Source organism: Streptomyces sp. NPDC033177, from assembly GCF_055577715.1.
In genome coordinates this window covers 1,099,845-1,111,646 of the sequence record NZ_JBVIPS010000001.1, presented here as the reverse complement: position 1 = coordinate 1,111,646, position 11,802 = coordinate 1,099,845, and the positions used below count along the sequence as shown (strand labels likewise).

12 protein-coding genes are annotated in these 11,802 nt (G+C 72.1%); 5 read left to right on the top strand and 7 right to left on the bottom strand.

Going from position 1 to position 11,802, the window contains the following annotated elements; genetic code table 11:
* Window positions 1-493: 493 nt before the first annotated feature.
* From ACZ5U5_RS04995 to ACZ5U5_RS04980, 4 genes are read left to right on the top strand one after another with little or no spacing between them, the layout of a single operon-like run.
* The gene (locus ACZ5U5_RS04995; RefSeq protein ID WP_469016332.1) at window positions 494-1,294 is read left to right on the top strand and encodes an SDR family NAD(P)-dependent oxidoreductase; all 801 of its coding nucleotides are present in this window, start codon (window positions 494-496) and stop codon (window positions 1,292-1,294) included.
* Between the two features lie 51 nt (window positions 1,295-1,345).
* Window positions 1,346-1,696: a DUF3311 domain-containing protein gene (locus ACZ5U5_RS04990; protein ID WP_469016329.1), complete on the top strand. Its 351-nt coding sequence runs from the start codon at window positions 1,346-1,348 to the stop codon at window positions 1,694-1,696.
* Complete coding sequence (locus ACZ5U5_RS04985; protein ID WP_469016326.1) at window positions 1,693-3,228, top strand: sodium:solute symporter family protein; 1,536 nt, start codon at window positions 1,693-1,695, stop codon at window positions 3,226-3,228. Before ACZ5U5_RS04990 ends, ACZ5U5_RS04985 begins: the two co-directional genes overlap by 4 nt.
* An 11-nt stretch (window positions 3,229-3,239) precedes the next feature.
* Complete coding sequence (locus ACZ5U5_RS04980) at window positions 3,240-5,723, top strand: penicillin acylase family protein (RefSeq protein ID WP_469016323.1); 2,484 nt, start codon at window positions 3,240-3,242, stop codon at window positions 5,721-5,723.
* Here the strand turns inward: ACZ5U5_RS04980 and ACZ5U5_RS04975 are convergent.
* The 6 genes from ACZ5U5_RS04975 to ACZ5U5_RS04950 form a co-directional block, all read right to left on the bottom strand.
* Complete coding sequence (locus ACZ5U5_RS04975; protein WP_469016320.1) at window positions 5,693-5,863, bottom strand: S-methyl thiohydantoin desulfurase domain-containing protein; 171 nt, start codon at window positions 5,861-5,863, stop codon at window positions 5,693-5,695. The two genes, ACZ5U5_RS04980 and ACZ5U5_RS04975, sit on opposite strands and share 31 nt — an antisense overlap.
* On the bottom strand, window positions 5,853-6,869 hold the full coding sequence (locus tag ACZ5U5_RS04970) for a DUF917 domain-containing protein (RefSeq protein WP_469016317.1): 1,017 nt from the start codon (window positions 6,867-6,869) through the stop codon (window positions 5,853-5,855). Before ACZ5U5_RS04970 ends, ACZ5U5_RS04975 begins: the two co-directional genes overlap by 11 nt.
* 166 nt (window positions 6,870-7,035) lie before the next feature.
* On the bottom strand, window positions 7,036-8,424 hold the full coding sequence (locus ACZ5U5_RS04965; protein ID WP_469016314.1) for an NAD(P)/FAD-dependent oxidoreductase: 1,389 nt from the start codon (window positions 8,422-8,424) through the stop codon (window positions 7,036-7,038).
* Between the two features lie 134 nt (window positions 8,425-8,558).
* Window positions 8,559-9,371 carry an MBL fold metallo-hydrolase gene (locus ACZ5U5_RS04960; protein ID WP_469016312.1) on the bottom strand — a complete coding sequence of 271 codons (813 nt, stop codon included), beginning with the start codon at window positions 9,369-9,371 and terminating at the stop codon, window positions 8,559-8,561.
* Window positions 9,368-9,976: an LmrA/YxaF family transcription factor gene (locus ACZ5U5_RS04955; protein WP_469016309.1), complete on the bottom strand. Its 609-nt coding sequence runs from the start codon at window positions 9,974-9,976 to the stop codon at window positions 9,368-9,370. Before ACZ5U5_RS04955 ends, ACZ5U5_RS04960 begins: the two co-directional genes overlap by 4 nt.
* A 58-nt stretch (window positions 9,977-10,034) precedes the next feature.
* Window positions 10,035-10,427 (bottom strand): VOC family protein, encoded by a 393-nt coding sequence (locus ACZ5U5_RS04950; RefSeq protein WP_469016307.1) that lies wholly within the window; start codon window positions 10,425-10,427, stop codon window positions 10,035-10,037.
* A 93-nt stretch (window positions 10,428-10,520) separates the two neighbouring features.
* Here ACZ5U5_RS04950 and ACZ5U5_RS04945 point away from each other — a divergent pair, with 93 nt between their 5' ends.
* Window positions 10,521-11,093, top strand: coding sequence for a GNAT family N-acetyltransferase (locus ACZ5U5_RS04945; RefSeq protein ID WP_469016304.1), 573 nt, complete (start codon window positions 10,521-10,523; stop codon window positions 11,091-11,093).
* A gap of 12 nt (window positions 11,094-11,105) precedes the next feature.
* Here the strand turns inward: ACZ5U5_RS04945 and ACZ5U5_RS04940 are convergent, their stop codons facing one another.
* Window positions 11,106-11,789, bottom strand: a complete 684-nt coding sequence (locus ACZ5U5_RS04940) for a glycerophosphodiester phosphodiesterase (protein WP_469016301.1) — start codon at window positions 11,787-11,789, stop codon at window positions 11,106-11,108.
* Window positions 11,790-11,802 lie beyond the last annotated feature (13 nt).

The following is an 11,802-nucleotide window of genomic DNA, read 5'->3' as shown; positions in this document are numbered from 1 at the left end:
TAGCCCGGTGGCTGTGCTCCGTCCGTTCGCCAGGTCCGGCCCAGCCTCGTCCGGCGGCCAGGTCCGGCCCAGCCTCGTCCGGCGGCCAGGTCCGGCCCAGCCTCGTCCGTTCGCCGGGCCGGGTCCAGCCTCGTCCGGCGGCCAGGCCCGCCCCAGCCTCGTCCGTTCGCCGGGCCGGGTCCAGCCTCGTCCGGCGGCCAGGCCCGCCCCAGCCTCGTCCGTTCGCCGGGCCGGGTCCAGCCCCGTCCGGCCGCCAGGCCCGGCCCAGCCCCATCCGGCAGCCAGGCCCGCCACAGCCCCGTCCGTTCGCCGGCCGGTCACAGCCCCGCCCAGGCCAACCTGCCGGGCACAGCCGTCACCCCGGCGAAAGATCCGCCCCGCCCTCAGCGGCGGTCCTTCGCTCAGCAGACGACCAGCCCAACCGCCAGCAACGCCCAGCACCACCCACCCCCCCGACCCCCGGCCGGCACCCGGTCAGAGAGGTAGCAGCACCATGGACTACGGCAACCTGTTCCGGCTCGACGGCCGTCGCGTCGCGGTGGTGGGCGGTGCGAGCGGCATCGGCCGCGAGGCCGCTCGCGCGCTGGTCGCCCAAGGCGCGCACGTCGTCGTCGCCGACCGGGACACGGAGGGCGCGGAAGAGACGGCGGCGCTCGCGGTGCGCCCGGGCGATAAGGGGGACCAGCGCCTCGGTACGGCCGTCACGCACCCCCTGGACGTCCTCGACCCCGAAGCCGTCCGCTGCGCCGTCGCCGCGTGGGGGCCGCTCGACGGTCTCGTCGTCACCGTGGGGGCCAACGTACGCAAGCGCCTCGCCGACTACGGCCTCGACGAGTTCGACCGTGTCATCGCGCTGAACCTGCGTTCCTACCTCACGCTCATCCAGGCGGTCGCCCCCGGCATGGCCGAGCGTGGCCGGGGAAGCGTGGTCGGGTTCGCATCGATGCGCGCCTTCCAGGTGGAGCCGGGGCAGGGGCCGTACGCCGCGTCCAAAGCGGGCCTGATCCAATTGCTGCGGACGGCGGCCGCGGAATGGGGGCCGCAGGGCGTGCGGTTCAACGCTGTCGCGCCCGGTGTCGTCCGTACGTCGCTCACCGACCAGATTGCCGCCGACCCCGCATGGTTCGATGCCTACGCCCAGGCCTCCGCGCTCAAGCGGTGGGCCCGTGCCGACGAACTCGCCGGAGCCGTCGCCTATCTCGTGTCGGACGCGTCCACCTTCGTCACCGGCACCGTGCTGAGCGTCGACGGCGGCTGGACCGCGGTCGACGGCCGCTACGACCCGTCCGTGTGATCCGAGCCGCCCGTTCGCCGCACCGTTTGCCGCCCCGCAAGGAGTTCCCCCATGCCCCCCACAGCTGATGAAGGCGCGCCAAGAGACGCGCAGGACAGCGGCACGGCCAGCCCCCTGGACGGCCTCCCCACCCTCCGTGGCGTCGCCCGCCCCTTCCTCTGGCTGCTCCTCGTCCCCGTCCTCCTCTACGGCTCGGCCCCCTTCGTCGCCAACCGCATCGAGCCACGCGTCCTGGGCGTCCCCTTCCTCCTGGCCTGGGTCATCGCCGCGACCGTGATCAGCCCCTTGGTCATCTGGCTCGCGGCCCGGCTCGATCCGGCGTACCGCACGAATGCCGTCGAACCCCTCCCGGCCGACGACCTTCCGGCCCCCCGCACCGACACCGAAGGAGGCCGCCGATGAACGGCTCCGCAGCCGTCGCCACCACCATCTTCGGGCTCGCCATGGTCGCCACGATCCTGATCGGGGTGTGGAGCGCCCGCGGCCGGTCCAAGGGCCTCGCCGAGTGGTCCGTCTCCAGCCGCGGGCTCGGCGTCCTGTTCATCTGGCTGCTCATGGCCGGCGAGACGTACACGAGCTTCTCGTTCCTCGGCACCGCGGGCTGGTCGTACTCGTTCGGCGCGCCGATCCTCTACCTGGTCGCCTACCTGACCGTCGGTTTCGCCGTCGCGTACGTCGTGGGCCCCGCACTGTGGACGTACGCGAGCCGGCACGGACTCATCTCCATCGCGGACATCGCCGAATTCCGGTTCCGCTCACGGCCGGTGGGGATTCTCGTCGCCGTCGTCGCGACGGTCTTCATCGTCCCCTACATCCAGGTGCAGATTCAGGGCATGGGCGTCGTCGTGAACGCGATGACCTACGGCAGCGTCGACCTCAAGGTCGCCGCCGTCATCTCCTTCGTCGTGGCGGAGGTGTTCATCCTCGTGTCGGGCCTGCGCGGTTCGGCGTGGGTGAGCGCGCTCAAGGACATGCTGGTGATCGTCGCCGTCGTGTTCCTCGCCGTGTACATCCCCATGCACTACCTCGGCGGGTTCGGCGACTTCATGCAGCGCATGGTGACCGAGAAGCCCGAGTGGCTGACCTTCCCCGGGCACGAGTCCGGCGGGCGCAACGCCATGTGGTTCCTGAGCACCGTGGTGCTCAACGCCGTGACGATCACCATCTTCCCGACCACCGTCGCCGGTTACCTCAGTGCGAAGAGCCCGAACGCGCTGCGCCGCAACGCGCTGCTCCTGCCCTGGTACCAACTGCTCCTGTTCGTCCCGATGGTGGTCGGCGCGACGGCCCTGTTCGTGATGCCGACCCTCGGCAACCCCGACCTGGCGCTCTTCAGCCTCGTCACCGATTCGCTGCCCTCACCCGTCGTCGCGCTCATCGGCGTCGCGGGCGCGCTCTCGGCGATCGTGCCGATGAGCGTCTTCATGCTCTCCATCGGCACGTTGTGGGGCCGCACGGTCCTCGGCGGAGGCAACGGCGCCGACCCGCGGGCGCGCCGCCGGGCGGCCGGTAAGGCCGGCGACGCTAACGACATGCGGGCCAAGCGTCTCTCCCAACTGGTCTGCGTGGTCGCGGGGTTGATCGCCCTCGCGGGCAGCCTCTTCTACCCGAACACCCTCGTGGAGCTCTCCGTCCTGTCGTACGAGGGTCTGGCGCAGCTCGTGCCGGTCGTGCTCCTCGCCCTTTTCTGGCGGCGGCTGACCGCGCGGGCCGCGGTGGCGGGGATGCTCACCGGGCTCGCGGTGATGACCGCACTGTGGGCCACCGACAACGACCCGTACCACGGAGTGAACGGCGGCATCATCGCGCTCGCCGCCAACCTCGTCGTGCTGCTCGCGGTCGTGTGGCTCGCTCCGGGCCCCGGCCCCACCGGAATCTCCGCCACTGGCCCGGCGGTGCCGGACGAGCGCGCGACACAGGCGGGAGCCCGGTGACCGAGGCTTGCATGAAGGACGATTACATCTTCGAGGTGCCGGGGCTCCAGGAGCCCGTGGAGATCAGAATCGACCGGTGGGGCGTCCCGCATCTGTACGCCGCGTCGCAGGACGACCTCTTCCTTGCCCAGGGCTTCAACGCGGCCCGCGACCGCCTCTTCCAGCTCGACCTGTGGCGGCGCCGCGGACTGGGCCTGCTCGCCGAGGTGTTGGGGGAGCGCTACGCCGAACACGACCGTGCCGCGCGGCTGTTCCTCTACCGCGGTGACATGGCCGAGGAGTGGCGCGCGTACGGCGACGACACGGAGCGGGTGACGACGGCCTTCGTCGACGGCATCAACGCGTACGTGTCGCTGTGCCGCGCGGACGCGTCGCAACTCCCGCCCGAGTTCGCCTTGTTGCAGTACGAACCGGCGTACTGGCAGCCCTCCGACGTGGCGCGCATCCGCAGTCACGGCCTGCAGTACAACCTCCGCGACGAGGTGGCCCGAGCGCTCACCCTCCGCGACCACGGCCCCGAGGCGGAGGAGCTGCGCCGCCGCCGCGAGCCCGCCCCGCACCGGCTGCGCATCCCCGAGGGCCTCGACCTCTCCGTCATCCCGGCCGATGTCCTGCGCGTGTACGACATGGCCACCACGCCTCCGTGGGCGGCGGACGCGGCGCCCCGGCAGGGCCTTGACGGCTCCAACAACTGGGTCACCGCCCCGTCCCGCACCGCCACCGGTCGGCCCCTCCTGGCCAACGACCCGCACCGCGGGATCGCCCTGCCCGCGCTGCGCTACCTCGCGCACCTCTCGGCACCGGGCATCGACGCCGTCGGAGCGGGGGAACCGGCCCTGCCCGGCATCTCCATCGGCCACAACGGCCATGTCGCCTTCGGCCTGACGATCTTCCCGATCGACCAGGAGGACCTGTACGTCTACCGCACCAACCCGGAGAACCCGCACGAGTACTGGTACCAGGACCGCTGGGAGCCGATGACACGGATCACCGAGTCGATCCCGGTGCGTGACGGCGACGCGGTCCCGGCCGACCTGTGGTTCACCCGCCACGGCCCGGTCATCCGCGAACTCCCCGAGCGCAACGCCGCGTTCGCGGTCCGCGCCGCCTGGCTCGGCCCCGGCATGGCCCCCTACCTGGGCAGCATGGACTACATGCGGGCGGCGAGCCCCGACGCGTTCGTGGCGGCGATGCGACGCTGGGGCGCCCCCGGCGAGAACCAGGTCTACGCGGCCCCCGACGGCACGATCGGCTGGCGGCCCGCCGGTCGCGTCCCCGTCCGCCCCGGCTGGGACGGCACGCTCCCGGTGCCGGGCGACGGCCGCTACGAATGGGACGGCTTCCTGGACGTGGAGGAACTGCCCTCCGTCCGCGACCCGGCCCAGGGCTGGTTCGCCACGGCCAACCAACTGAACCTGCCGCCGACGTACCCCAACGCGGAGAAGACGGTGACGTACGACTGGTACGCACCGACCCGCCACGACCGCATCACGGAGGAACTCGGCTCCCACGGCTCCTGGACAGTCGAGGACTGCGTACGCCTGCAGACGGACTACGTGAGCCTGCCGGGACGGCGGATACAGGGGCTGCTCGCGGGGCTGACGGACGTGGACACCGCGACCCCCGCCGACTCGGTGTCCAGCGCCTGCGCGCACACGACGACGGCGGCTGACGCCGACGCCCCGCCTGCGGTGAACGCGACTGCCGCCCACGCGGCGACGGCCGCCGGTCCCGATGCCGTCTCCGCTCCCGGCGCTCCAGGCGCCCGCCTCCTCACCACCGCCCTCGCCCTCCTCCGCGACTGGGACGCCCGCCTCACCGCCGACTCGCCTGCCGCCGCCCTCTTCGAGGTCTGGTACCGGCGGCATCTGCGGCCCGCCCTCCTGGCGCGGGCCCTCGAAGGGATCGTGGGCGAGGAGCAGCGTGACCGGGCCCTGGTGCGGGTTCTGCCCGTCGAGGACGCGGCGGCGGACGCCCGCGTCGATCTGGAGCTTCTGGACGGTGATCCGGACCCCGGCCTGCTGCTCGGCACGCTTTCCGCAGCCGTCGACGAGGTCGCCGGGCTGCTGGGGGACGACCCCGCCGCCTGGTCCTGGGGCGCCCTCCACCACGCCCACCCGCACCACCCCATCGCCGCGCTGCTGGCCGGGCCTGCTCCGGAGTGGGCTGCCGTGGGGCCGGCCCCACGTGGCGGCAGCGGGGACACCGTGGGAGCCGCCGCCTACGGACCCGGGTTCCGGCAGACCGCGGGGGCCACCTTCCGGATCGTCGTGGACGTCGGCTCCTGGGACGACTCCGTGGTGATGAACTCGCCGGGGCAGTCCGGTGTTCCGGGCAGCCCGCACTACGACGACCTGTTCGCCGGCTGGGCCGCCGACGGTTCCTTCCCGCTCCTCTACTCGCGGGAGGCGGTGGAGAAGCACACGCGGCGGACGATCACCCTGCGACCGTCCGCCGCGGCCGGTCAGGGGGCCGCCGACCCGAAGGGCAGGTAGTCCACCTCGTACCCGGAACAGCGTGGGCCGGTCAGCGCGAGGCCGCCCGGAGTGATCCAGCGCGGATCGCAGCGGGCGGCGATGACGCTGACGCGCTGGCCGTAACGCAGGCCCTCCGTGGTCACCGGGTCACCGCTCACCGCTCTCGCTGTCCAGGACACAGATCAAGTCGGGCGTGGTCGCCACGGTCGCCCCATCGCACGTGGCCAGCAAGTGCTCGTTCTGGAAGCCGAGTTCGAGCACCCGGCCCGCGTCACCGCGCGTTCCCTCGATGCGGGCGTGACCGCGCGCGAAGCCGCCCTCCGTGCGGCGGGCCACGTCGGCGACCCTGCCGGTCAGGAGGGGGATGCCGTCCAGGAGCGACCGTGCGGCCGCCACGGGATCAGCGTGCGCGGTGCGCGCCTCGCGCACCACGGCACCAAGGCGGCCGGCGAGCGTCAGCGTCGCCGGGACCAGGCCGTCGGCGAGCTGGTCGCCGCGCAGCACCGTGTCGGCGCAACTGATCTGGCAGCCGAGCTCCACGCACACCGCGCGGGCGATCCGCTCGGCGGCGTGGTTGTCGACCGCCTCGACGACGATGGTGTTGCCCTTGTCGTCGGCGAGCGCCATGGGCGAGTTGGAGATTCCGGCGAGGCCGGGCGGCACCATCTGCGCCTCGGGGAACGCCCGCCCCATCGCGTCCCCGTTCACCAGGGGGAGCCCGGCCCGCGCGGCGCACACGATCGGCAGCATCGAGTTGACCCCGCCGACCTCCAGCGGCGTCAGGTGCGTGGCCCGGCGCCCGAGGTGGCGTTCCAGGGCGCGCAGCGCGTCCAGGTGCTCCCGCCCGTTGGGCACCCGCTCCAGCAGAACGGTGGGCGCGCCCATGCCGGAGACGGGGACCACGGTCGCGTCGGCGTCGACCTCGTCGATGCCGACGACCCGCACCGGACCGCGCGCACGGATCGCCTCGCGGGCGAGCAGCTTGCCGATGTACGGGTCGCCGCCCCCATCCCACCGATGCCGATACGCATGGTGGTGGAGTCCTTTGTGTGGCGACAGGCGGGTGATGCGTAGTACGGATGTGACGCGCGCCGTGATCAGCCAGACGGCGAGACGGCGAGACGGCGGGCTCCGGGGCGTCTCCCGGCCATCCGGTGGCTGCATCGACCTTCAGACGGCGGCCGCGCCGTTCCGGAGCCCCGGATCATCGGCTTCTCGCCGTCCTGTCCGGGACCTCGGAACGCCGTGCGGCTCCCTGCCGTGCTCCCGCGCGAAGGCCGGCGCTCGCAGCTCGCGAGCACCGGCCTTCGTGTGAACCCTGTCTACGGCCCTACGGGAACAGCGGCTTCTCCGGGGCCATGGAGCGTGCCGCCACCTCCGACGTCATCCGCGCGTGGATCTCCTCCGGCGAGAGGTAGACGTCTGTCTTCTCGAAGTCCGCCAGTGTGGCGGGCCGCTGGGACTGGAACCCGGTGCGCACGTAGTCGTCGCCCGCGAGCGCGTTGAGCCCCCAGTTCGCGGCCGTCCGGAAGCGCGCGGTGACGGTCCGCAGCGCCCCCAGGTGGTAGCCGCGCGCGACGATCTGAGCGGGCAGCCCGGTCAACTGCACACCCAGCGGCTTCGACACCGCCTGGATGCCGCCGAGGTCCACGACCAGGCCCATGTCCTTGTGCCGGTAGGAGGTCAGGTCAGTGCCCCGCAGTGCCGCGGTGACGTTCTTCGCCGCCGCCCACCCCTGGCGCATCGCGTGCTGCGCGGTGGGCGGGCAGACCGCGTCGCCGCCCTTGGCGAGGTCCGGCACGGCCGCCGCGTCGCCGAGCGCGAACACACCGTCCATGCCCGGAACGGTCAGATCCGGGTCGACGACGAGGCGTCCGCGGTTGGTCTCCGCGCCCAGCGTGGCGATGAGCGGGCTCGGCGCGACACCGGCGGTCCAGATCAGTGTCCGGCAGGGCAGCGCGCGCCCGTCGGTGAGGGTGACGGTGTCCTCGGTGGCCTTCTCCACGGTCACCCCGAGGGACACCTCGACGCCACGCCGCCGCATGATGGCGAGCGCCTTCTCCCCGAGCCGGTCGCCCAGTTCAGGCATCAGCTTCGGTGCCACGTCGACCAGATGCCACTTGATCTCCGCGGGGTCGAGCCCTGGATACCGCTCGGCCGCGGCGTTCGTCAGGCGGTGCAGGTACGCCGCCGTCTCCGTGCCCGCGTACCCGCCGCCGACGACCACGAACTGCAGCCGCGACTCGCGCTCGGCCCGGTCCGAACTCGCCGACGCCAGGTCTAGCTGCGAGATCACGTGGTCACGGATCCAGGCGGCCTCGGCCAGCGTCTTCACGCCCACGGCGTGCTGGTCGACTCCGGGGATGTCGAACTGCCGGGTCACGCTGCCCGGGGTCAGGACGAGGTAGTCGTAGCGCTCGACGACCTCCTCGCCGTTGATCTTGCGTACGATCACGGCCTTCGCGCTCGGGTCCACGCCGATGGCCCCGCCCGGCACGATCGCCGTACGGCGCAGCATGCGGCGCAGCGGCACGGCGACCGACTGCGGGGTCAGCACGCCCGACGCGACATGGGGGAGCAGGGGCAGATACAGCTGGTGGTCCTGCGGGCTGATGAGCCGCAGTTCGGCGTCCTGCGCCTTGAGCGTCCGCTCCAGCTTGTGCGCGCACTCCATACCGGCGAAGCCACCGCCGATGATCAGAATCCGGGGACGTTGCATACGAGATCGCTCCAGGGTTGGGCGAGGGGTCCGGTCAATCCTCCGACGAGGGGCGTCCCGGCGCACGTCGGGTGCGCCGGGCGGGGAACCCGGGTACCCCGCGACCGCCGGACGAATACCCCCGGACCGTCGAATCAGCCACCTGCCCCGGCGAGCCGCCGGTAGTCCCACGGATCGTGCGCGTTCAGGACGGTGAACTCCTCCGTCCGGGTGGCCACCTCCCGCAGCCGCCCCTGATTGGCGACCCGCAGTTCGGCGTCCACCTGGGCGTCCAGCTGGATGATGTCCATCAGGGGATGCGAGTGCGGGGCGTCCTCGGCGATCTCGCGGTGGTAGAAGTACGCGTCCCCGGCATGCACCAGCCACCGCCCCCGGTCACGCACGGCGACGGCGGCGTGCCCGGCGCTGTGCCCGCCGAGCGGCACGATGAGGAACTCCTCGCCCAGTCCGGTCAGTTGTCGGACCCCGGAGAAGCCGGCCCATTCCTCGCCGGTGTTCTCCTCGTACGTCTCCCAGCGCGGGCCGTGTGCCCAGTGCGCGGGCCGGTAGCGACGGCTCGGCGCCTCGGTGAGAGCCGCGGCCAGCTCGGCGGCCATGAGGTGCACGCGTGCCTCGGGAAAATCGGGAAGGCCGCCGCTGTGATCGACGTCCAGGTGCGTGAGCGCGATGTGCCGTACGTCGGACGCCGCGTACCCCAGCCGTTCGACCTGCGAGAGAGCCGTCTCGGCGAAGTCCAGCTCCGGGGCGGCCAGTTCGGTCCATTCGGGATCGAGGGATGCGAGCGGCCTGCGTACGTCGTCCCGCCCGAGCCCGCTCTCGACGAGCACGAGCCCCTCGGTGTCGGTCTCCACCAGCAGGCAGTGGCACACGGCGTGCAGGGGCGGCGGCCCCTCGTAGGTGGGCTCGATCTTCAGCATGGAACCGCAGTTGAGGTGATGGACCTTCACGCGTCGCTCACCGTCCCCTTCGGGTTCTCCAGGCTCCGGGCCACGACCGAGGCGACGCGCCGCGCCACCGACGAGATGACCGCGGTGTCACGTCGCACCTGCGCCAGAAGAAGAGCTCCCTGGAGTGCGGACATCACGAGTTCGGCGAGCTCGGCGGCCTCGTCGTCGGCGGCTCCCCACCCGCGCAACGCCTCCGCGAGCCCCGCGAGCCAGGAGTCGTAGGTGACCTGGCAGACGTCGCTGATGGGTCCTTCGCCCCCGGCCTGTTCCAGCGCGACGGTGGCGACGGGGCAGCCGTCCCGGAAGCCGGACTCGCGCAGCCCCCGCGCGAGCAGCTCCCCGGCCCCGAGAACGGCGTCCTCCGCCCCGCTCGCGGAGCCCACGACGACGGCCATGCTCGCGCCCATCTCGCCCCCGGCGAGCGCCACGGCCTCGGCGGCCAGCTGTTCCTTGCCCTGCGGAAAGTGGAAGTACAGCGACCCCTTGGGGGCGCCGCTCTCCGCGAGTACCTGATTGAGCCCGGTGGCGCCATAGCCCTGCCGTTGGAACAGATCGGCGGCCGTGCGCAGGATGCGGGCGCGGGTCTCTCCGCGTGTCTTGGTCACACCGACGACTCTAGACCGACCGGTCTAGAGAGAACAAGAGGGCAGGGCTGCCCCTGCGTCAGATCCCGGGCCGGTACCGGATCGGATGGTCGTCTGGCACCTCGACGATGACGATCTTGACCCCGTCGGGGTCCGCGATCCACATCTCGACAAGCCCCCAGGGCTCCTTCTGCGGCTCCCGCACCACCTCCACCCCGCGGGCCACGAGCTCCGCGTGCGCCGCCCGCGCGTCCGCCACCTGCAGCCACAACTGCAGGCCGGGTGCAGGCGGGGTCTCCGAGCGACCGGAGACCTCCAGGTGGCCGCCGCCCAGGAAGTAGACGGTGCCGCGGTCGGGGCCCGTGCCGAACTCGCGGTAGACGGCGAGGCCGAGCGCCTCGCCGTAGAACGCGCGCGAACGCTCGGGATCGGTGGGCCGGAGAAGGGTCCTGCTGCTCAGTACATGCACCATGCAGCCGCACCTTAGTGGGGGGATACGCTCGACCGTGCCTCGCCCACGCCGCGCCCGACAGCGGCGGGCCAGAGAGATCGGAGAACCCGCCCCATGGACACCGCCCCGCGTCCCCGCACGGACGACCTCACCGTCACCGCGAGCGACCTCATCTTCCGGGACGCCACCGACGCGGACGTCGACGTACTCGTCTCGCTGATCGAGTCGGCGTACCGCGGTGACGCGAGCCGGGCCGGCTGGACCACGGAGGCGGACATCCTGGAGGGCCAGCGGACCGACCCGCAGGGTGTCCTCGATGTCATCAAGTCCCCGGCGAGCAAGCTGCTCACGGTTGAGCGGGACGGCGCGATCGTCGCCTGCTGCCAGCTCGAACACCGCGGGGAGCACGCCTACTTCGGGATGTTCGCGGTGAGCCCGGCGCTGCAGGGCGCGGGCCTCGGCAAGGTGATCATGGCGGAGGCCGAGCGGCGGGTCCGCGATGCATGGGGTGTGCGGGAGATGCACATGACCGTGATCTCCGTACGCGACGATCTCATCGCCTGGTACGAGCGGCGCGGCTACCGCCGTACGGGAAAGATGACCCCCTTCCCGTACGGCGACGAGCGCTTCGGCGTTCCACAGCGGGACGACCTGCAGTTCGAGCTGCTCGTCAAGCCGCTGGTCTGAGCGCGGGCCGGGTCACGCCGTGAAGCGGCCCGTCCGCTTGATCTCCGGGTAGTCCGTGGTCGCTCCGTCGAGCTGCAGAGCGCGCACGAGCCGCAGATCGTCCTGCGTGTTCACGACCCAGCCGATGATCCGCAGGTCGGCCTTCTTGGCACGCTCGACGATCTCCAGCGTCAGCCGCCTGATGTTCAGGACGAGGGTGGTGGCACCGACCGCCGTGGCGCGCTCCACGACGTCGGTGCCGTAGCGGCTCGCGACGAGAGCGGTGCGCACACCGGGGACGAGGCGGGCGATCTCGGCGATCGCCTCGTCGTGGAAGGAGATCACCTCGACGCGGCTCACCAGATCGCGCCGGTGCATCACCTCGGCGAGGGCGCGGGCGGCGGCCACATCCTTGATCTCGGCCTGCAGCGGCGCGTTCACCGCGTCCAGGACCTCTTCGAAGACGGGGATGCGCTCACCACGCCCGGCGTCGAGCTCCCGCAGCTCGGCCAGGGTCTTCTCGGCGATCGGGCCCTTGCCGTCGGTCGTACGGGCCACGTCCGCGTCGTGCATGACGACGAGGGCGCCGTCCTTGCTCAGATGCAGATCGAGCTCGATGAGATCGAGGCCCGCGGCTTGCGCGGCGATGAAGGACCGGAGGGTGTTCTCGGGTTCGACACCCATGACCCCGCGGTGACCGATGGTGAGGAAGTTCAAGGTTCACTCGCTT